This window comes from Prolixibacter sp. NT017, assembly GCF_009617875.1.
Lineage (GTDB): Bacteria > Bacteroidota > Bacteroidia > Bacteroidales > Prolixibacteraceae > Prolixibacter.
In genome coordinates this window covers 3,662,967-3,684,102 of record NZ_BLAV01000001.1, presented here as the reverse complement: position 1 = coordinate 3,684,102, position 21,136 = coordinate 3,662,967, and the positions used below count along the sequence as shown (strand labels likewise).

The 21,136-nt window shown below is 44.6% G+C and carries 19 protein-coding genes and 1 tRNA gene; 12 read left to right on the top strand and 8 right to left on the bottom strand.

The features are described 5' to 3' along the window. Positions 1-19: 19 nt before the first annotated feature. Entirely contained in the window at positions 20-391 is a 372-nt protein-coding gene (locus tag GJU87_RS15380; protein WP_106540413.1) for an START-like domain-containing protein, read from the bottom strand. A gap of 185 nt (positions 392-576) precedes the next feature. Here GJU87_RS15380 and GJU87_RS15375 point away from each other — a divergent pair. Both GJU87_RS15375 and GJU87_RS15370 read left to right on the top strand, forming a co-directional pair. Continuing rightward, positions 577-650 (top strand) — tRNA-Met (locus GJU87_RS15375). 140 nt (positions 651-790) lie between these two features. Continuing rightward, complete coding sequence (locus GJU87_RS15370) at positions 791-2,248, top strand: carbon starvation protein A (protein ID WP_153640301.1); 1,458 nt, start codon at positions 791-793, stop codon at positions 2,246-2,248. A gap of 54 nt (positions 2,249-2,302) precedes the next feature. On the opposite strand, the gene GJU87_RS15365 is transcribed toward GJU87_RS15370, so the two are convergent. Continuing rightward, positions 2,303-2,674 (bottom strand): hypothetical protein, encoded by a 372-nt coding sequence (locus tag GJU87_RS15365; protein ID WP_153640300.1) that lies wholly within the window; start codon positions 2,672-2,674, stop codon positions 2,303-2,305. Between the two features lie 246 nt (positions 2,675-2,920). On the opposite strand from GJU87_RS15365, the gene GJU87_RS15360 reads away from it, so the two are divergent. From GJU87_RS15360 to GJU87_RS15345, 4 genes are all read left to right on the top strand, one after another. Next, complete coding sequence (locus GJU87_RS15360) at positions 2,921-5,134, top strand: pyruvate formate lyase family protein (RefSeq protein WP_153640299.1); 2,214 nt, start codon at positions 2,921-2,923, stop codon at positions 5,132-5,134. A gap of 78 nt (positions 5,135-5,212) precedes the next feature. Further along, entirely contained in the window at positions 5,213-5,839 is a 627-nt protein-coding gene (gene recR, locus GJU87_RS15355) for a recombination mediator RecR (protein WP_106540409.1), read from the top strand. A 58-nt stretch (positions 5,840-5,897) separates the two neighbouring features. Next, positions 5,898-7,919 carry a glycosyltransferase gene (locus GJU87_RS15350; protein WP_153640298.1) on the top strand — a complete coding sequence of 674 codons (2,022 nt, stop codon included), beginning with the start codon at positions 5,898-5,900 and terminating at the stop codon, positions 7,917-7,919. Then, positions 7,858-8,391, top strand: a complete 534-nt coding sequence (locus tag GJU87_RS15345; protein ID WP_153640297.1) for a GNAT family N-acetyltransferase — start codon at positions 7,858-7,860, stop codon at positions 8,389-8,391. Before GJU87_RS15350 ends, GJU87_RS15345 begins: the two co-directional genes overlap by 62 nt. Here GJU87_RS15345 and GJU87_RS15340 read toward each other — a convergent pair. Continuing rightward, complete coding sequence (locus GJU87_RS15340; RefSeq protein ID WP_228492013.1) at positions 8,388-8,834, bottom strand: type I restriction enzyme HsdR N-terminal domain-containing protein; 447 nt, start codon at positions 8,832-8,834, stop codon at positions 8,388-8,390. The genes GJU87_RS15345 and GJU87_RS15340 overlap by 4 nt on opposite strands. Before the next feature lie 97 nt (positions 8,835-8,931). On the opposite strand from GJU87_RS15340, the gene GJU87_RS15335 reads away from it, so the two are divergent. From GJU87_RS15335 to GJU87_RS15315, 5 genes are read left to right on the top strand one after another with little or no spacing between them, the layout of a single operon-like run. Next, positions 8,932-9,705 (top strand): AMP nucleosidase, encoded by a 774-nt coding sequence (locus tag GJU87_RS15335; RefSeq protein ID WP_106540405.1) that lies wholly within the window; start codon positions 8,932-8,934, stop codon positions 9,703-9,705. Between the two features lie 2 nt (positions 9,706-9,707). Then, complete coding sequence (gene holA / locus GJU87_RS15330; RefSeq protein ID WP_153640295.1) at positions 9,708-10,709, top strand: DNA polymerase III subunit delta; 1,002 nt, start codon at positions 9,708-9,710, stop codon at positions 10,707-10,709. Positions 10,710-10,719: 10 nt separating this feature from the next. Beyond that, on the top strand, positions 10,720-11,319 hold the full coding sequence (locus tag GJU87_RS15325; RefSeq protein WP_153640294.1) for a rhomboid family intramembrane serine protease: 600 nt from the start codon (positions 10,720-10,722) through the stop codon (positions 11,317-11,319). Beyond that, entirely contained in the window at positions 11,320-11,829 is a 510-nt protein-coding gene (locus GJU87_RS15320; protein WP_106540402.1) for an HAD-IIIA family hydrolase, read from the top strand. 24 nt (positions 11,830-11,853) lie between these two features. Next, entirely contained in the window at positions 11,854-12,711 is an 858-nt protein-coding gene (locus GJU87_RS15315) for an aminotransferase class IV (RefSeq protein ID WP_153640293.1), read from the top strand. Positions 12,712-12,729: 18 nt separating this feature from the next. On the opposite strand, the gene GJU87_RS15310 is transcribed toward GJU87_RS15315, so the two are convergent. The 3 genes from GJU87_RS15310 to pruA all read right to left on the bottom strand — a co-directional run bounded on the left by GJU87_RS15310 (position 12,730) and on the right by pruA (position 15,490). After that, a complete protein-coding gene (locus GJU87_RS15310; protein ID WP_106540400.1) occupies positions 12,730-13,308 on the bottom strand; it encodes a YqgE/AlgH family protein in 579 nt (192 codons plus the stop codon). 139 nt (positions 13,309-13,447) lie between these two features. Then, on the bottom strand, positions 13,448-13,747 hold the full coding sequence (locus tag GJU87_RS15305; protein ID WP_211297715.1) for a septum formation initiator family protein: 300 nt from the start codon (positions 13,745-13,747) through the stop codon (positions 13,448-13,450). 105 nt (positions 13,748-13,852) lie between these two features. Further along, entirely contained in the window at positions 13,853-15,490 is a 1,638-nt protein-coding gene (gene pruA, locus GJU87_RS15300) for an L-glutamate gamma-semialdehyde dehydrogenase (RefSeq protein WP_153640292.1), read from the bottom strand. Positions 15,491-15,720: 230 nt separating this feature from the next. Here pruA and GJU87_RS15295 point away from each other — a divergent pair, with 230 nt between their 5' ends. Continuing rightward, the gene (locus GJU87_RS15295) at positions 15,721-17,814 is read left to right on the top strand and encodes a PAS domain-containing protein (RefSeq protein ID WP_153640291.1); all 2,094 of its coding nucleotides are present in this window, start codon (positions 15,721-15,723) and stop codon (positions 17,812-17,814) included. 32 nt (positions 17,815-17,846) lie between these two features. Here the strand turns inward: GJU87_RS15295 and GJU87_RS15290 are convergent, their stop codons facing one another. Both GJU87_RS15290 and GJU87_RS15285 read right to left on the bottom strand, forming a co-directional pair. Continuing rightward, positions 17,847-19,676: an LTA synthase family protein gene (locus tag GJU87_RS15290; protein WP_153640290.1), complete on the bottom strand. Its 1,830-nt coding sequence runs from the start codon at positions 19,674-19,676 to the stop codon at positions 17,847-17,849. Between the two features lie 125 nt (positions 19,677-19,801). Continuing rightward, positions 19,802-21,115, bottom strand: a complete 1,314-nt coding sequence (locus tag GJU87_RS15285) for a DUF5103 domain-containing protein (protein WP_153640289.1) — start codon at positions 21,113-21,115, stop codon at positions 19,802-19,804. Between the last annotated feature and the right edge of the window lie 21 nt (positions 21,116-21,136).

Genomic DNA, 21,136 nt, shown 5'->3' with positions numbered 1-21,136 from the left:
GGATTTTGAACAAACGGGATTAGGAGCCTAGGGTGTGTTTCAGCTCTGCGATTTGGGAGTCCCAAAGATCCGTGGCATCGTCAATTTCGTCTTCTTCAACAAAATCAGTAATTACCAACGAAACATCACCGGTTAGTTCATCACGGGCCACTTTGAATTCAAAATAGCAATCTTCATCACAATCTGTCCAGCGGAAACGCACCATATCATTTGGGCGACTCCCTAGCATTTCGGCTTCTTGTTCTGTGCTGTCCCAGATAAATGTGTAATTCTTTCCCCGAACAATCACATTATCGGCAAACCATTCTGATAATCCGGAGGCAGTACTTAATCGGCTAAATAATACGGAAGGAGATGATTTGAAATTATATTCGAGCTGAAGTTTCTTCATCGCGGTCTTATTGAACGTAAGTTAAGTTAAAATGAGGGTTAACATTTTACTGCAAAATAGTAAATTATTCCAGTTTGGCAAGCATGAGCATTATCAGAAGGCTGAAAAAAACTCCAAAAATTTGAGCAAAGCTGTTGACAGGTGACGGAAACATATTATATTTGCACCCGCAATCGCGAAAAAATGGCGAGGTAGCTCAGCTGGTTAGAGCGCATGATTCATAATCATGAGGTCGCCGGTTCAAGCCCGGCTCTCGCTACAGAAGGTCTGCAAGGTTTTACCTGCAGGCCTTTTTTCTTTTTAGGCATGTTGGTTGGCGTGTTGAATAATAGCTTCACGGATTGGTTTTAAAACCAGAATATTTTGCATTTTTCGCTGCTGAAACCAACCGTCAAACCGATGATTACATTTCTTGCCTCACTGACCTTTCTTCTGTTAGGATACCATTTTTACGGTCGTTTTGTGGAGCGAATGGCCGGAGCCGATCCCAGGCGGAAAACGCCGGCCGTAACAATGAACGATGGAGTGGATTACCTTCCGCTTCCTTGGTGGAAAATTTTCCTGATTCAGTTTCTGAATATCGCCGGACTGGGACCTATTTTCGGTGCAGTTGCCGGCGCGATGTGGGGACCTGTGGCCTTTCTGTGGATTGTGTTGGGAGCTGTTTTCGGTGGAGCTGTGCACGACTATTTCTCGGGAATGCTGTCCATTCGGCACAATGGTTTGAGTATTTCCGAAATAACCGGAATTTATCTTGGGAACGGTATGAAGCAGTTTATGCGGGCTTTCACGGTTTTCCTGATGGTGATTGTTGGAGCGGTTTTCATTATGGGACCCGCCAAAATTCTGAGCGACATGACTTCCGGTTTTGGAGGTGTTGCGTTTTGGGTGACACTCGTGTTTGTGTACTATCTGGCAGCCACTATGTTGCCTATCGATAAGCTGATTGGCAAACTGTATCCGATTTTCGGATTCTCTCTGTTGTTCATGGCCGTTGGATTGATGGTTGCCATTCTGGTAAAAGGAATTCCAATACCGGAACTAACGTTCGATTCATTCAGGAATCTGCATCACGCCTCCGAACAGTTTCCGGTTTTCCCAATGTTGTTTATCACCATTGCCTGTGGAGCCATTTCCGGCTTTCATGCTACACAATCTCCACTGATGGCCCGTTGTATTACCAATGAAAAATATGGTCGCCGGGTGTTTTACGGTGCCATGATTTCGGAAGCTGTTGTTGCCATGATTTGGGCGGCGATTAGTATGAGTTTCTTCGGAGGAGTGGGTAAGTTGAACGACGTAATGATTGCTCAGCAGGGAAACGCCGCATTTGTCGTAAATGAGATATCTAATTCACTATTGGGTAAAGTTGGTGGCCTGCTTGCTTTGTTGGGCGTTGTTGCTGCCCCTATCACGTCCGGTGATACCGCTTTTCGTAGTGCGCGGTTAATTGTGTCCGACTTTTTGAAATTCCCGCAAGGCCCTATCCGGAATCGATTGTTAGTGAGTATCCCCATTTTTACTGTCGGGTTTTTATTGACTCAAATCAATTTCGGTGTGATCTGGCGTTATTTTGCGTGGTCGAATCAGACATTGGCAACTATTGTGTTATGGGCTGTGACGGTTTATTTTATGCAGGAAAATAAGATGTATCAGATAACTCTGTTGCCTGCACTGTTCATGACGACAGTAATTACCACTTATCTTTTCTTTGCCCCCGAAGGCTTCAGTATGCCATGGGTAGCATCATTGACCATCGGTCTGACAGCGTCAATGTTGTTGTATATTTTGTTTGAGCGCTACCGGCGAAAATACCGCAAGCTGGAAGTGAACTTACAATATGAAGCGGGGGATTGAGATTAACTACCTGTAATAGAAAAATAAAACCCCGGAAGTTATCCGGGGACTATTTTATCTTCTCATGCCTCTTCGTTGCTGCATCATTTCCTGCTGGTGTTTCTGGTATTTCTCGAACTGCTCCTTGGTAAAAAGTTGCTTGAGTTCTTTATTTTTTTGTTCCCTTATCGACATCATTTCATCGCGCATGGCTTCGCGATCGGAGCTTCGGTCGGCGAAAGCCTCTTTCATTTTTTCAGCATATTTCAGATTAATCTGGTATAACTTTTCTGAGGTCGCCTTATTCAGGTTCAGTGCTTCAGTTGTTTGAGAAGTCTGACGTTTGGCGATGTCTTCTGCAGACATATTGCCGCGACGTGGCTGCGCATTTACCATGGTGATTCCCATGAACATACTTAGCAGGACAAATAAGAGTTTTGTTTTCATCTGAGAAAGATTAATGATTACTTCCGTAAGATAAGAATGATAAACGAAGGTTTAATTGAAATTCTCAATATGTAATTAATTAACATATTTTAACGTGTTGTTTGGCAGTCGTTTTCGAAAATGGTGAAGCATCGCTTGTATTTTTAATTAAATTGGCATGAAGTTGTCGTTAGCAGACAGATAACGTAACGGATATAATTTGGAAACGGAAAGCTACATTTATCAGGTAAACGAAACTAGTTTGATATGAAAAGTCTCCGCAGGAAGATTTGCATAATGGAGAAGTTTACCCGGGTTTACCAGGAATTTCAAACAGCGGAACCCTCGGTTAGAGAGTTGAATTGTTTGGAGGTATTATTTCCGGCTACAATGCAACCTGTCGGTAAAAGAGATCGGTTCGTCGGAAGGGTAGAACCATTGCCGATAGGAATTTCCATTTACGAAGGTTATTTGGGCTACTTCTATGATGAGGGAAGGATGCAAAAAATGTTAGAGCATCCGCAGTTGACCTTTAAACAAGAGCTACGCCTGCGAACGCTGGAAGCTTTTTGGCGGGGCGAAAATTCGGTTGCTAAAATCAGATCGGCTCAGCGACAGGCCGAGGAAAAATTCACTCCTGATAAGATGAGGCGTTTCAGAAACCATGGTGTTTTTGAGCCTTATTATCGTATTTCCGGAATCAATCCCGATTACGCTAAGCTGGTGCAAGTAGGAATACCCGGACTTCGTGCCGAACTACAATCTATTGCTCAGGAAGATGAAGACGATAAAAAACGGGCCATGATAACTTCCATGCTGGGAGTGTTGGATATTCTGGTTCGTGTGATTAATCAATATGCAGTTTATGCCCGCGATTTAAGTGACGAATGCGTCCATGAAGAAAGCAAAGCGGAATTGCTGCACATGGCTTCGGCCCTGGAGACCATTTCCGATTCGAAACCGACAACTTTCCGGGAAGCGGTTCAGTTGATTCATCTGTTTTCACTTCTTTCGGGAACCGGGAATTACGGTCGCCTCGATGTTGCACTCGGTGATTTTTTGAAAAACGATATCGAAAGTGAAGAGCTCACCGAAGAGCTGGCACTTCAGTTGATGGAATCGTTCTGGCGCCTGATCAATGCGCGGCAGTTAGGTGTTGAAGGACGATTGGTTATTGGTGGAAAAGGACGGTCCAACGAGGAAGCGGCGGACCAATTTGCTCAATTTGCATTGCGGACCAGTGCATCGGTAAAAGAGGCTTTGCCACAAATTTGTCTGCGGTATTACGACGGGCAGGATGAATCACTTTTTACCCAGGCGGCGGGCTTGCTGTCGGCGGGAAATATCAATCCCTTACTTTTCAATGATTCTGTGCTCATTCCGTACATCAATCAAATTTACGGTGTATCGGAAGAAGAAGCTGAACAATATATTCCGAACGGAAATGGCGGCTTTGTCATTTGGCATCGAAGCATTGGTGGTCCGGCTGGTGCGGTGAACCTTCTAAAGATACTTGAGTTATCGATGAACGGCGGACGTGATTTTATTTCAGGAGTGGAAGTCGGTCCCGACTTTGGAAAATTCGCCAAATTTCATAACTTGGATGGCATATGGGATGCCTTTTCCCGGGAGGTAGAATATTTCGTAGAAGCCCTGGCCATCCAGGAGGAAATACTTTATACCGTTATGAACCGGGAGGCATCCTTTATTTTTGCGTCCCTCCTCCACGACCAATGTATTTCTGACGGACATTCCATTTTAGATGATGATATTCCATTTTTGGGAAGTGGAGTGGAAGTGGCCGGTATCAAAAATGTTGGCGATAGTCTGGCTGCGATTGAGTCGGTTGTTTTTCAGGATAAACTGCTCTACCCGGTTAAACTAAGTTACATTATTGGTGAAGATTACGAAGGGTTTGAAAACGAGAGGGAGTTGCTGTCCAAATCGCTTTACCGAAGAAATATAAAGAATCGTTCCGACGGTTTTATTCACAGAATTGAGCAACTATTATCCTATGTCGGCGTCAGAGATGCCAAAAAATCAGGCATGCACCATTTTGCTCATTGTCCGGCAAACGGAAAAATAAATATGGCTTTTGGCCGAAAAACAGCTGCCAGTGCAGACGGGCGAAAAGCGAAGACGTTATTGGATTGCTCCCTGAATCATCGAATTATTTTACAACAATATCCCGAAAAAATAGTTTTTCCGGATACTGAAATCCTGCAGCGAAACGGGATGCATCTTTTTCAGGTAAGTAAAAATCTCAACGAAGGACAACAAATCACCATTCTCGAGGCGCTAAGGCAACTGGGAGTCGGGCAGATGGTGATCAGTGTGTTGGACCGGAATACGTTGGAAGCTGCCCGTCGCGACCCGGAAAATTATCGCGATGTGATGGTGCGCCTGGGTTCCGGTACTGTACGTTTTGTCGAATTGGATCCCGATACACAGGAACAGATTATCATTCAGCTCGATGATTGAGGCCATTCCGGGTTTCCTGCAAACGCTTTTCTTTTTCAGGCATGCTTCTTACCTTTGGGCACACTGAATTCGTGAAACATGACCCAGGATACTTTCCCATCAAAATTATTGGAAAATGCTGTAACCGAATTTGCCAAGCTTCCGGGAATTGGAAAAAAAACTGCGTTACGGCTGGTGCTGCATTTGTTGAAGCAGGACAAAGAGGATGTGCATCGTTTCAGTAATTCCATTACCCGCTTACGCGATGAAATCCGTCACTGCAAAGTTTGTCGCAATATCTCGGATACCGAGGTTTGCAACATCTGCAGTAACGAATCCCGCGACCATGGCACGATTTGCGTTGTCGAGAACATAAGGGACGTGATGTCGATTGAAAATACGCAGCAGTATCACGGCGTTTTTCATGTGTTGGGCGGAATTATTTCGCCGATGGACGGAATCGGGCCGGCTGATCTCGAAATTGATTCGTTGATTAAGCGCGTCGGAGAAGGCGATGTGAAGGAAATAATTCTGGCACTGAGTACCACGATGGAAGGAGATAGTACGAACTTCTATATATTTAAGAAATTAAAAGAATCCGGGGTGAAAGTTTCCATGCTGGCACGCGGCGTGTCCATTGGTGATGAATTGGAATACATTGACGAAGTAACGTTAGGACGTTCCATCATCAACCGGCAGTTGTTCGAACAATCGCTCGGGCAATAAGGAACCGACGGTTCCCGGACTTTTAGTAACCTGACTAAAACGAATAAACCGTTCATCCATGAAATTATCAGTCGTTATTGTTAATTATAACGTCAGATTCTTCCTATCCCAATGTTTGGCTTCAGTGCAAAAAGCGGCCAAAGGATTGGATGTGGAAGTATTTGTTGTGGATAATAATTCGACTGATGGTTCGTACGCGATGCTGAGGGATTCCTTCCCGTGGGTGAAACTAATCGTCAATCATGAGAACGTAGGTTTTTCCAAAGCGAACAACCAGGCTATCCGGCAGGCAGAAGGAGAATATATTCTGCTGCTGAATCCTGATACAATTGTCCAGGAAGATAGCTTCCGGAAGGTAATTGCTTTCATGGATGAGCATCCCAAAGCCGGTGGACTTGGTGTTCGAATGATTGACGGAAGCGGTAAGTTTTTGCCGGAATCGAAACGGGGATTTCCCACGCCGATGGCTTCGTTTTACAAAATTTTCGGATTTACGCGCCTTTTCCCGCGTTCTTCGGTTTTCGCTCGTTATTATTTGGGGCATCTTCCGGAAGATAAAACCAATCGAATCGATGTGCTAGCCGGTGCTTTCATGTTACTTCGGAAGGAAACTCTGGATCAAATTGGTTTGCTGGATGAAACCTTTTTTATGTACGGCGAAGACATCGATCTTTCCTATCGGATTCAGCAAGCCGGATACGAGAATTACTACTTCCCGGAAACAACCATTATCCATTACAAAGGAGAAAGTACACGTAAGGGAAGTTTCAATTATGTGCGGCTGTTCTACAAGGCCATGCTCATTTTCGTGCGGAAGCATTATGCGACTTCCGGTGCCTGGCTATTCAGCCTAATGATTCGTCTGGCTATTTTTTTTAGGGCTTCTCTTAGTTTGCTGAAGCGAAGTTTGCAATGGCTGTGGAAGCCTTTAGTCGACGCTGTCTTGATGTTTGCCGGGTTTAGCTGGCTGGTTCCTGCCTGGGAGCAAATTGCACACGAGCCGGGTTACTATCCCCGGGATTTATTGCATACGGTTATCCCGATATATGTGCTGTTATTTGTCGTCACCCTCTTGCTTTCGGGGGCATATAACCGGCATTGGCGCATTCGCGGATTTTTGCGAAGCTGGTTCACGGCCGCCTTGGTTTTACTGGTTACCTACTCACTGATGGGGGAAACGTTTCGATTTTCGCGGGCCATAATGATTCTTGCTGCTGGTTGGGGTTTGATTTCGTTGTTACCGGCGAGGCTGGTTATGGCAAAGCTGGGTTGGCTCAATTATCCTGTCGGGAAGGGAAAAAACAACCGCATTGTTTCGGTCGGAGCACACGCGCAAATTCAAAAAGTGAAAGAGGTTTTAGTTTCGCAGGGCAACCGCTTTCAATGGTTGGGTGGGGTTGTGTTGGACGAGAAGGATGAAACCGGAGACACGCTTGGAACATTAGCTCAGCTTCAGGAAATTGTCCGCATTAACCATGTTGACGAGATTGTCTACTGTGCGGAAGATGTTTCGGCGGGCGAAATGATTCGCTCGATGGTTCAGGCAAGCAGTCAGTCGGTCCGTTTCAGGATATTTAATTCCGAAGGAGGTTTTTTCATTGCCAGTCATTCGGCTAACGATGTCGGCGATTTGATCTTGTTTGATATCAATGCCATCAGTTTGCCTGAAAACAGAAGGCGGAAGCGGGCGCTGGATGTGATAGTTTCCCTTCTTGGATTTATTCTGTCTCCATTTATTGTGCCTTTTGTTCACTCAAAAAAATTCTACTTTTCTAACATATTTAAAGTGTTGAAGGGAAATAAAACTTGGGTAGGTTATTCGTCGGAAGAGACTGAAACTGATATTGAACTGCCAGATTTGCTCCCTGGCGTGTTATCATGCGCCGATGCTCCGACACAATGGAAGAGCCACGTGGATGTGAAAAAAATTAATACATTGTATGCTAAAGATTACCGGATTTTAAACGATCTGGAAATAATTCGACGAAATATATCCAAACTGGGAAATACTAAATCGTATGACACAATACCTGAAGAGCGAGAAAATCACGTTGAGGGCGATAGAGCCCGAAGATATTGAGTTGCTGTACCGCTGGGAAAACAACAGCGAAGTTTGGGAAGTCAGCGACACATTGGCGCCTTTTTCGAAGTATTTAATTGCGCTTTATATCAAGAATTCAGATAAAGATATTTACGAGAGTAAACAGCTTCGCCTGATGATCGAGAACGCAGAAGGAAGAGCTGTTGGCTCGATTGATCTTTTCGATTTTGAGCCACACCATTCCCGTGCGGGTATTGGGATTCTGATTGCTGAAAAGGAAGACCGCCAAAACGGTTACGCATCTGAAGCACTGAAACTTGTTTTGGAATACTGCTTCAGCCGTTTGAACCTTCATGCGGTTTATGCCAATATCGATGCGAACAATGAAGCCAGTATCGGGTTATTTAAAAAATTCGGATTTGAGTTGGCGGGAACCCGGAAAGATTGGATTCGCGATGCCAGAGGCTGGAAGGATGAGCATCTCTTTCAGTTGATCAATCCGGAAGATTAGAGAGATTGAAAATCCGGAATAGCCGGCAAAAACTCGTAGCTGTTGGTGTCGGGTAAAAAACGGCAGCAGTAATGCTCCATTCCGTTGGTCACCACCAGGTATTTTACCTGAAGCTGCATGTTGTAACGGGCAATCTGATCGAATGCCTGTTGAGTAATTTTCACCTGGGGCGCCTTGCACTCCACCGCGAGTAGCGGTGCTGCCTGTGAACCGAAAACAACAATGTCGCTGCGGAATGCATTGCGATTAATACGCAAGGACATTTCCACCGCGATTAACGAGAGAGGGTATTGCTTTTCTTCGTTTAGGTAACGGATAAACAATTGTCTGACCCGCTCTTCCGGCGTTAGCGGCACCCATTTTTTTCGACAGGGATCAAAGACACTCTTTTTTCCGTCAGCCAGGCGAACACGCAGGTTGTATTTCGGCAAATTTAAGTTCATCACATATTGTTCTGTTCAGGCAAAACTAATTGTTTAATTTATGATTGATGAGCGGTCCGAAAAGGAAAAAGCTGATAATTTTGCATAAAATTGACAGATGAAGACAAAAGAAGAAATTGTAAAAAACTGGCTGCCACGTTATACCGGGCGTAGTTTAGATGATTTTGGAAATTATATTCTGCTGGTAAATTTCCAGAAATATGTCGAGATGTTTGCAGAGAAATTCAATGTGCCCATTGTGGGGGAAGACAAAGCGATGCCGAATGCCAGTGCCAATGGCATTACCATCATCAACTTCGGTATCGGCAGTCCCAATGCAGCATTGATAATGGATTTGCTCAGCGCGATTGATCCTCACGGTGTTCTCTTCCTGGGAAAATGCGGAGGAATCAAGAAGAAGAATGAGTTGGGCGATTTGATTTTACCGATAGCCGCCATTCGGAGCGATGGTACATCGAACGACTATTTACCTCCTGAAGTTCCTGCACTTCCGGCATTTAGTTTGCAGCGAGCTATTTCATCCACTATTCGGGATCACAAACGTGATTATTGGACCGGTACGGTATTCACCACTAACAAACGAGTTTGGGAGTATGATGAGCGTTTCAAACGCTACCTGCAAAAAACCCGCGCTATGGCAGTCGATATGGAAACGGCCACCATCTTCACTGTAGGTTTTTATAACCAGATTCCGAGTGGAGCGCTGTTGCTGGTTTCCGATCAACCCATGATTTCTACCGGAGTGAAAACCGAAGCCAGCGACAAGGAAGTAACCCGCAGGTATGTGGATGAACATCTGGAAATCGGTATTGAATCGCTACTCGAGTTGAATAATAACGGAAAATCCGTCAAACACCTGAGATTCGATTAATTATGGATTTTAATGCCATTTTATCTGACATAGAAAACAAGCATTACCAACCCGTTTATTTTTTAGAAGGGGAGGAAACCTATTTTATCGATCGAATCAGTGAAGAGATAACCAGTAATGTATTAACCGACGCGGAAAAAGGCTTCAATCAGACCATCCTTTACGGGAAGGACGCCGATGTGGATACCATCATTACGGCAGCCCGCCGCTTTCCTATGATGGCTTCGCACCAGGTGGTGGTGGTCAGGGAAGCACAGAATATCAGAAATATAGAAGATTTGGCTCCGTATATCGAGCATCCGCAACCTTCGACATTGCTGGTCATCAACTATAAATACAAAAATGTAGATAAGCGCAAGCGGCTTTATAAAGCCCTGCAAAAAAATGGAGTTTATTTCGAAGCAAAACCCATCTACGAAAGTAAAATACCGGCTTGGATCACAAAATATCTGCGGGTAAAAGGCTACGGGGTCGAGCCTCGTGCAGCCCAGTTGATCGCCGATCACATTGGTAACGATTTGAAGCGGATAGTCAGTGAGCTGGAGAAGGTGATTATTTCGTTGCCTCCGGGCATGAGTGTCACGCCGGATGAGGTAGAACGTAATATCGGTATTAGCAAAGACTACAATGCGTTTGAGTTGCAAAAGGCAATTGGAAAGCGTGATGTTCTGAAGGCGAATCGTATTGTCAACTACTTTGCCGACAACCAAAAGATGCATCCGTTTCCGATTGTCATCGGGATATTGCATTCTTACTTTCGTAAGATTCTGGCCTATCATTTTTTGGAGAATAAAACCAACGAAAAAGCTGCAGCTGGAGCTATCGGGGTTAATCCGTTCTTCATGCGCGACTATGTTGATGCAGCCCGGAATTATAATATTAAACGTTCGGTGAACGCTGTTGCGCTGTTGCGTGAATACGATATGCGCTCAAAAGGTGCCCGCGGGGGCTCAACCGACAGTGGTGAATTGCTTCGTGAGTTGATTTATAAAATTTTACATTAAGAAATCAGGTATGACAATTATTATCATCATTATCACCTCACTTGTTTCAATTCTGGCTTTTTCGCAGCAGGATGTGATGGGACGTCTGCAGTTCAACGCCTATCAGGTTGTTCACCGGAAGGAGTATTTCCGGATCTTCACTCATGCGTTTTTGCATGCGAACTGGGAACACCTGCTCATCAATATGATTGTGCTCTGGTCGTTCGGTACGGCGGTTGAACATTATTATTACCTGAATTTCGGTTCACGCGGAACCTACCTGTATCTGGTACTGTATTTTGGAGCTATTCTCTTCTCCAGCCTGGGAGGTTTAATCAAGCAAAAGAACAATTATTACTATAATGCAGTCGGGGCATCAGGAGCGGTTTCGGCCGTTGTTTTTTCTGCCATCTTCTTTGCCCCCTGGAATAAAATCTACTTCTTCGGATTGCTGCCCATTCCGGGAGTTGTTTTCGCAGTCCTGTACCTGGTTTATTCTTACCAGATGAGCAAGCGGAATGTGGATAATGTGGGTCACGATGCTCATTTCCTTGGGGCGATATTTGGGTTTATACTGCCCATCATTATTCGTCCTTCGTTGTTTATCGAGTTCATCAATAACCTGTTTTAGATGGGAAACAATCAAGCAGTTTTTATCGATCGTGATGGAACGATTAACGATAAAACGCCGGCATATTACATTTATACCACAGCCAATTTCAAGTTAATTGAAGGCGTTGGTGCCAACCTGAAGAGATTGCAGGATGCAGGTTACCTGTTGATTGTGATTACCAATCAGGGAGGGATTGACAAGGGTGAATACACCCACAAAGATGTGGCGCGGGTGCATCGGTATATGCGGGAATTGCTTGAAGCCGAAGGAGTGCAGTTGACGGATATTTTTTATTGCCCGCACCATTCCGATATTCAGGAATGCGAATGCCGCAAACCCGGGACTTTGCTGATTGATGAAGCGATTGAAATGTATGAGATCGATCGCGAACACTCGTGGTTTATCGGAGACTCGGATATCGATATGGAAGCTGCTGAGCGAGCCGGATTGCAACGAATTCGGGTGGAAACTAACAAGCCTTGGGGTGATGCCATTCAACCCATTCTGGACGACGTGTATAAGCCTTAACTTTCTAAAAGATTACAAAATTCAGTGAAAGGTGGTTTTGTTCTATATAACGGCAAATTTTTTCGTGCCGACGAAAAGTTGTTTGCAGGAAATGAGTTATTTCGTCTCGAGGCCGGCATCAAAGTCTGGTTTCGAACCGAGGACAACGAAATCCTGTTTCACGAGGAAAACTATGCTTATTTATGTTCTGCCACCAGAGCGGTGAATCTGGCTCTCCCTGAAGATTTCGATTTGGCAGGTGCCCGTCTGCGCCGCGATGTTTCCCGCTTACTGAACAAGAACAAGTTTTACCTGGCTGGGAGAGTAGTGGTTTATCTTTTCCCCGGCTTCAAAGGCACCGATGTGCTCCTGACAGCGGAAGAAATTCCCCGCGGTTTTTTCCCGATGAACGAAAACGGTTTGCTGATTGACATCTTTAACGAAGGGAAAAAATCGGACACGGTGATGAATCCGTACGAAACCGGAAGTCGGTTTTTATGGATGATTGCGGCTGCAAAGGCCCAGTCGTTGCGCCGTCAGAACATGATTTTGCTGAATCATGCTGGATTCTGCTGTGAAGGAATTGGTACATCGTTCGGATTCATCCAGGAGAATGTTCTTTATGTGCCTTCCGAAAAAAGTGAAGGGTACAAAGTGGTGCTGACCGAGATGGTTAGCGAAGCGGCCCGTCAGGCCGGTTTTATGACCGTTGAAAATGACAGGATTACTCCTGCTCAACTGGAAAAAGCAGAAGAAGTCTTTCTGATTGACAATGCTTTGGGAATTCAGTGGGTAATGGGGATTGGAAACCGACGATACTACAATACCAAAACTTTCGAAATCGTGAAAAAACTGCAGCTGATGGCGCAAAATAAAAAAGCCTTTCGCGGTGCAAAAGGCTGATGTTATATCGATAATTGATTAATTCCAGTTCGGGTCTTCCGGGAAATTTTGCCACATGCTGTAACGACCTCCGACTTGCTTGACGCTTTCGAGCCAGAAATTCTGGTCACTTCCCATGATGCTTTTTACGTTGGTCTCGGCTACCAGCCACGAATTTTCTTTGATTTCTGCTTCAAGTTGTCCTTCGCTCCATCCGGAATATCCGAGGAAGAAACGAACCTGATTCGGATTAACAACTCCGGAGGATATCAACGTTTTCAGGTGATCGAAATCGCCGCCCCAATAGAGATCGTCCATCACCTTTACACTTCCGGGAACCAAATTCCCCAAGGTATGAATGAAGTAAATCATATTGGTGCTCACGGGCCCACCAATGAAAACCTGCGTTTCGAAATTGGTGAACTCATTCATAAACTCGTGTACCGGAAAATCGACCGGTTTGTTGAGGATGAATCCAACCGCCCCCTCTGTTGAATGCTCCACAAGAAGAACTGCCGACCGGTTGAAATAATTTCCCGGTAGGAAAGGTTCCGAAATAATGATTCGACCTTGTTTCGGAGCAATCTGGCTTTCTATTTTGAAGAAATCGAATTGCATAATCGGTTGTTCTTCTTAAGTAAATTAGAAATTAATCCTGATTTATCAAATACCTAAAGCCCGCAGCCATGCCTTTTCAGGTCTGGTTCTGCCATGCAAATACGTGAAAAACAAAAACTATGCCTGTTTAAAAAACGAATTATTTTTCTTCGATAATGAAGATGTCTTCGTTTTTCTTTTTCATCAGGTATTGCTCGCGGGCAAACTTTTCAAGGTTTTGAGAATCTGTCTGTAACTCTTTTAATTTCCTGCGGTCCGATTCAATTTTATGCTCATAATAAGCTTTGTCGGCTTTTAACTTATGGAGCTTCTGCTGGTCCTGAAAAAGCGAAATAAAATTGTGATCGTCCAGAAAAGTCATCCACACGAAGAATATTACAAAAGCCAGCAAATATTTATTGGCTACAATTCTGAGCAATATCCGTGGGATTTTCGGCATGGTGACTTTCTGATTTTTATTCAAATTAAAACAATCCTTTTTAAAAGAAAAAGAGGAACCTTGCAAAAAGGTTCCTCTTGAACTATGAAAGTATGCTTGACTATCCTAATCCTTATCGGGAAGGAAGTTTGGATACATGTAGTTGTGCGGCGGAACAAAGTTCTCTTTAACTGCCCGCATCGATACCCAACGAATAAAGTTGAAAACTGAACCGGCTTTGTCGTTGGTCCCCGAACCACGGGCACCACCGAATGGTTGCTGTCCAACAACTGCTCCGGTCGGTTTATCGTTGATGTAGAAGTTACCGGCTGCATTTTCCAGTCGATCCATAATCTTCTCGATGCTGTAACGGTCCTGAGAGAAAACAGCTCCGGTCAACGCATACATCGAGGTATTATCCAGGATGGTCAGCGTTTCATCAAGCTTGTCGTCTTCGTAGACATAAACTGTTACTACAGGTCCAAACAGTTCTTCCTGCATGGTGATGTAATCAGGCTTATGAGCCAGAATAACAGTAGGCTCAATAAAGTAACCTTTGCTCTTGTCGCATTTTCCTCCGAAGATTACTTCAGCGTCTGCATCTTTTTGAGCGTTGTCGATAAAACCTTTCAGTTTATCGAAAGAAGATTCGTCGATAACCGCATTAACGAAATTGGTGAAATCTTCCGGTCCACCCATTTTAACGGTTTTCAGCTGAGCTTCTATAGCTGCCCAAGCCTTTGGCCAGATACTCTTCGGAATGTAAATACGGGAAGCTGCTGAACATTTTTGTCCCTGGTATTCGAAAGCACCACGAACGAATGCAGTAGCCAGTGCATCGATGTCGGCTGTATTGTCGGCGAAAATGAAGTCTTTACCGCCGGTTTCGCCAACGATGCGTGGGTAAGTTTTGTATTTATGAATATTCTCACCAATGGTTTTCCAAATGTTTTGGAAAACTCCGGTAGAACCGGTGAAGTGAATTCCGGCAAAATCAGGATGACTGAATACAACATCTGCTGCAGTCGGTCCTGAAACATGAACAAGGTTGATGACTCCATCCGGAACGCCTGCTTCGCGCAATACTTCCATGATAACAGCTGCAGAATAAACAGCGGTTTTCGATGGTTTCCAAACAACGGTATTACCCATCAGTGCCGGAGCAACCGGAAGGTTACCGGCGATAGATGTGAAGTTGAAAGGAGTCAGCGCGAAAACGAAACCTTCGAGCGGACGGTAAGCCGCGTAGTTCCATATTCCTTTTGACGATTCTGGTTGCATTTCGTAGATGTCAACCATGCATTTCACACCGTAGCGGTAGAAATCTGCCAACTCGCAGGCTGCGTCAATCTCAGACTGGAAAGCATTTTTTGACTGCCCCAGCATGGTCGCAGCGTTGATTTTTGAACGATACGGACCTGAGAGCAAGTCGGCTGCTTTTAGGAAGATGGCGGCACGGTGCTGCCATGACATTTTGGACCACTTTTCGCGGGCCTCAAGAGCAGCGTCGATTGCCTGGCTTACATGCGAAGCATCACCCTGGTAATAGTGTCCCAATAGGTGACCCAGATCATGCGGCGGGCGCATTTCAATCTTCTTATCGGTTGTTACTTCTCTTCCTCCAATAATCATTGGAAGGCTAACTGTCATCGAGCGCAGTTCTTTGATTTTTTCCTGTAATTCCTTACGTTCCGGTGTGCCTGGAGCATAGCTCTTTACCGGCTCATTTTTTACTTCAGGAATATTAAAGAATCCTTTGGGCATGATTTTCTGGATTTTTGCGTTATTATATATGTTTAGGATAAAATTTTTTATTCCTTTTGCAACAAATCTATGGATTTAGATGTAGAGATTTGCTAATAAAAATCAGCTTTAGAGCTGTTCCCTTTATTCATGCGGGTAGGAAGAGAGACGGAAAAAAGACGAAATTGTGAGAGGAAGAAAAATTACTATTTTTAATTGCTTAAAATTGCAAAACTAACCCTGGGGATTAGATGTTTGAAAAATTGTTCAGTTTTATTGGGAAGGCATATCCTGCAGCAAGTCACGGAGACCTGAGAAAGATCCGGACACTTTTCTTCTTTTATCTGGCCGCCATTGTTCTCACATCAGGGTGGATCATCTTTGATTCATTCAGCTTTCCGACCCGTAATAATTACCAGGGAGAGTTAAGCCTTTTCGGGATTGCCATTCTGGGTTATTATTTTGTTAGTAAAGGTCAGCGCAGTGCTGCGGTTGGTCTCATTCATCTTCTTCCAATCCCGGTTTATTTTCTGTTTATTTCTTCGGAATATGCCATGCTGCCACCTGAGCAGTCTATTCCACTTACGATAAGTGCGCTGATTTTTGGGTTGTTCTTTCTGCTCATCTTCGCCGAAAGGCAGATACAATTTCTCATTTATTTCGTCATATCGTTTACCACGCTATTTCTTCATACATGGTGGGTAAAAGATCATGGATATATTTTGTCTGTTTTCTGGCCCGACCATAATCCTTATATCAATCCACTGCTCATTTACCTGGTGGTTTGGTTCCTTTCCTACATTATTTTTTCGTTTAATCGGAGAGCATTAGAGGAAACGGCCGATCGACTTGTTATGCAGCAACGGCGAGTCGGTAGTATTCTGCTTCAGATTCCTGACGGAATACTGCACATGTCGTACATTCGGGATGAGCAGGGACAGAAAACGGGGTTGCGGATGTTACGGGTCAATCCGGCATTTGAGGAAATGTTCGGTGTGAAGAATAGCGAAGTTCGGGGCCGTCCGGCATCATCTGTTTTTCAAAAGATATTTAGGGACAAAGTCGATTGGCAGGCGATTTTCCTTAGCGGGAAGAAAAGCAAACACGAAATTTATGTCCCGCATATGGAGAAGCAGTACGAAATTTCCATCCTCCATCTCGAATCCGAAGAGTTAATCGGAATGTTCAGCGATGTGACGGCGGCGAAAAAAACATTAGATGATTTGTCTGCCAGCCGGCATAGGTATAAATTATTGTTGGAAACCATCCCTGATATCTTCTTCGTCATCGACAAGGATGGAACTTACATTGACTACGTAGCCAAGGAAGAGGAGGGAATCGATATTGCGCCTGACGAGATTATTGGCAGCTCCATTTTTGAAGTGGGATTTACCGAGCGAATGGTGAGACAGGTTTTTCATTCGATACAGACGGTCATTAAATTCGATGCGATTGAAACCATCGAGTATGCACTCGAGATTCCCGGTAGGGGAACCTGTTTGTTTGAAATGCGGATGGTGAAATTGTCAGACGTTGCAGTGATGGCCGTATCGCGCGATATTACCAAGCGAAAACTGGCTGAGCAACGACTGGAAGAAGCCAAGAAAAAGGCCGAAGAAGCCGATCGACTCAAATCAGCATTCCTGCAGAATATTTCGCATGAGGTGCGTACCCCGATGAACGCTATTCTCGGTTTCTCGAACATGCTGATTGCAGAAGAAGTTCCCAAAGCCGAACGTGACAAATACCTTCAGCTCATCACGAAGAACGGACAAACACTGCTGCATCTGATAAACGATATGATTAAACTGGCCCGGATTGAAAGTGGCCAGATCGAAGTCAAAAAGCAATTCTTCTCCGTCAATAACCTGATGGTCGATTTGCACAGGCAGTTCCTTTACGAAAAAGAGCAGCGCGGAAGAAAACATCTGCTACTGAATATTTCAACCGGTAACGATAATCCGCAGTTTTCCATTTACTCCGATGGCAATAAAATCAGGGATATCATGGAGAACCTGCTCGACAATGCCGTGAAGTTTACACATGAGGGCGAAATTGAATTTGGTTATCGTTTGCTGGAGCAGAATAACATTGAATTTTTTGTTCGCGATACCGGCATTGGAATTCCGGTTGAAATGCATAAAGACATATTCCGGCGCTTTCATCAGCTCGATAACAGCCTGACCCGCGAATATGGCGGAACAGGAATTGGACTATCGGTTGCTCAGGATTTTGTCGATAAATTGGGATCGCGGTTAGAGGTGTCCTCCGAATCGGGAAAAGGTTCCAAATTCTTTTTTGTGATTCCTATCGAAGCGGGCAACGGATTCCTCCGTGTTGTTTAATTGCCTGAGATTTTCCCTGAATTGACCTTGTCTTATTTATTCAAAAAGTCGTTCCACATTACCTGCAAATAAGCCTTTCCAAAAGCGTCGTTCTCTTTCGTCGAATCCTTTAATGTGACGTATTCTTTTGCAGTGTTGTCAAAAACACGAGTAGCCGAATCGCTCAGAAATCCGAAACCATTGTTGAACGCAAAAAAGGAAAAACTTTTTGTGCTGTCGGCCAGTAAGTCTTTGCTGTAACGAAATTGGTTCGCGTTCAGGCTCAACTGGTGTAGCAACGTAGCGGCGATGTCGGTTTGACTTCCATAGGTATGAACAACGGTGTCGGTAACCGCCAAAGCTCCGCCAGTGAATAGTAGCGGGATGTGGTATTTGAGCGGATCGGTCGGCAACGAATTCCCTGGCTGCGGATGTCCATGGTCGGCTACCATAACGATTAATGTGTTGTTCCACCAGCTACTTTTCCGGGCCGAATCGAGGAACGCTCCCAGGCACTTGTCGGTGTAATAAGCCGAGTTCATGAACTTCGATGCTTCATCGTTTCCTTTGATAACTGTCTTCATGGGAACATCAAACGGTTCGTGGGAACTCAGCGTGAACAGCATTTTGAAAAATGGTCCCTTGCTTTTTGAGATATCGTCGTACAGTCGCTTGAACATGATGTGGTCGTGCACTCCCCATTTGGAATTGCAGTCTTTTTCCGGAAAATCTTTCTTCGAAACTATGGTATCGAATCCGGCAAGGGTAATATAGCTACGCATGTTCGCAAAATCGACATTCCCTCCGTAGTAGTAACTGCAATTGTAGCCTACGGTTTTCATTTCACGACTGATGAACGGAAGCAGTTGTGTTTTCTGCGGAAGCTTGATAATGGACGCTGTTGGTTGTGCCGGAAAACCACTCACTACGGCCACAATTCCCTTTGCTGAGCGGTCGCCCGAGGCATATATATGGTCAAATAAAATTCCGTTGTGACACCAGCGATTCAGGTTCGGAGTTATTCCGGGAACACCGCCGAGCGGTTCAATCATTTTTGCAGTGAAACTTTCCAACAGGATCAAGACAACATTGGGGTGCTCTGTTTTCAGAAGGTGTTTTGTACTGCCTTGATGGGCGTAGAGGTTATGAAATAATGAATCTGCTTTTTCATTGGGCATGAAACGGTACGGTGGATCCATCTTGCGCAGTTTTTTCAGACTGTACAAAAAGTTCCAGACCGAGTTGACTGCTACGTGGTTCGGGTACAAATCCTTACTAAAATAAACCGAGCCGGTGTTGATGGGAGCAATTCCCAGACTTCCCCTGACGGGAAGAATCATTGCGCCGGTGAGCAACAGCATCGGGAGCGCATAGGTATACCTGACGGCATTTGAGAAATTGACTTTGGGAGATACGAATTTCTTGAAAAGGTACAGCCATAATCCCGCAAAGGAAAAGATTAAGGCAAAGAGCAGGACCCACCTTCCGGCAGAGGTCGATGCCAACATCTCTTTGGGAGTGTTGAGGTACATCAGCGGAGTGCTGTCGAGGTGACTGCCCCAGTTACGGTAAATTTCGGCATCGCCTACAATGACCAGCGCGAAGAGTGCAATAAAAAAACGATTGATTCCGAGAATGATTTTCCGGAAGACATTCGCTCCACCAATGATAGACAGCGTTAGGATCAATCCGTTTAGCATCAGAAAATAGCCCGTGGCCGACAGATCGAGGCGGGAACCGTGTAGAAAAGCGAGCAGGATTTCACTAAAAGCATATTTCCGCGTAAGCGAAACTTCGTAAACGGTAAAAAATATTCGGGCACTAATAAAATAGGAAAACCAGAAAATGAAGAGTCTCAGAAAAGCAGTTAATCTTTCGCGCATGATCTTTTTGTCGATAAAAATTTGCGCCGCGAAAGTAATACAAAAATGTTACACGAAAGAATTACCTCTTCTGTGTCTGACGGTTTCCGAGGTGTTAGAAATGTCTTTCGGCCTGTGCACAGAACCTACTGATTGGCCGAATTGATAACCTGGTAGCCGATTAACTGGTCGTAGCGCGAACTGATGCCGCGGTAGTAAACAAAAATCTGGTAATTATTTTCGGTTTCCACGTGGCTGCCTTCCAACAGCGAAGTATCGATCTTGCCATCATCATTCCGGACATAAGCATATTCGTAGTCGTAAAATCCTTGCTTCAGCAGCAGGGCCAATTCGTATTGTTTGCGTTCGATGCTGTAGGCCATCTGGTTGGACGGATTACGCTGCCAGCCCGAAAGTTCACCGAACACATAAATGTTTCCTTCGGTAAGCGGTGCCTGAATGTCGAGTGAAAAATGGACCATCGCGTAGTCGGCTTCTACATCACTGTCAGTCACATTGTCCTGTTTCACGAGATAATGCCCGTCCAAATCGTTTTCAAAGTGGTAATCCTGTCCGTGGCGGTCCTTGTCAGGGTACAAAGTAACATGGAAAAGCGGTGACAGATATTGGATTCCGGCAATGCCTTTCCCATTTACCCTCAGGCTTTTCATGTCGAAATTCCGGAATTCATTTCCTCCCTTGAATACGTTTTCTTCGCTGTAGTCGTAAACCAACGAGTTTTCGCGGATAAACTGCGGAAGCAAATCCGTTTTTGCATTATCCCAGCGCCCGTTTTGCATCAGCAAAACTTTCACTTCGTCGCGCGGATTCTGTATGGAAAAATCGGGGTGTTGTATAGCAAAATCAACTTCCTGATTCGGTCCCCTGTAGCTGTCGTAAGTGGCTGGTTTTACTTTTCCGGTTACGCTCACTTTTTGGTCAACCACAAAAAAACGCCGGGTGAGCACTGGTTTTGTGTGATCGTAATTGTTCCAGACAGTTAAAACGTAATTGCCCGAAATTTTCGGTTTGACATCGTCGTTCGGAATTCGGAGCAGGTAATTGACGTACGGAATCGTTGTATTCACCGAATATTCATAATCATCAATGGTATTTTCAAAGAAGCCATCAAGGTATTCCGACTCAATCAAACTGGAAGGAGTCCAGTCGGCAGAGCAGTGTTTGATGGTGTAACTGTAGGTCTGCGCTTCACCGGAAAGGTCATCGAATTTAAGAACCAAATGTTGGTCGGAGCCCAAAACAAGAACAGGCTGCGAAAATTCCCATCCTTCCCTGTAAAATTGAACAGTATGAATATTATCGCTATAAACCTGATTCGTCAGGAGGTTTTCGTTATCGGGATTGTCTTTTTGCGGTAAATTTTTTGCTGATAATCTGGTCCCAAAGAGGAGGGAAGCCGTGAGGATGAAAATAATACGTATGGTGGATTTATGATGCATGGCATAAAATTAACGAAAAAC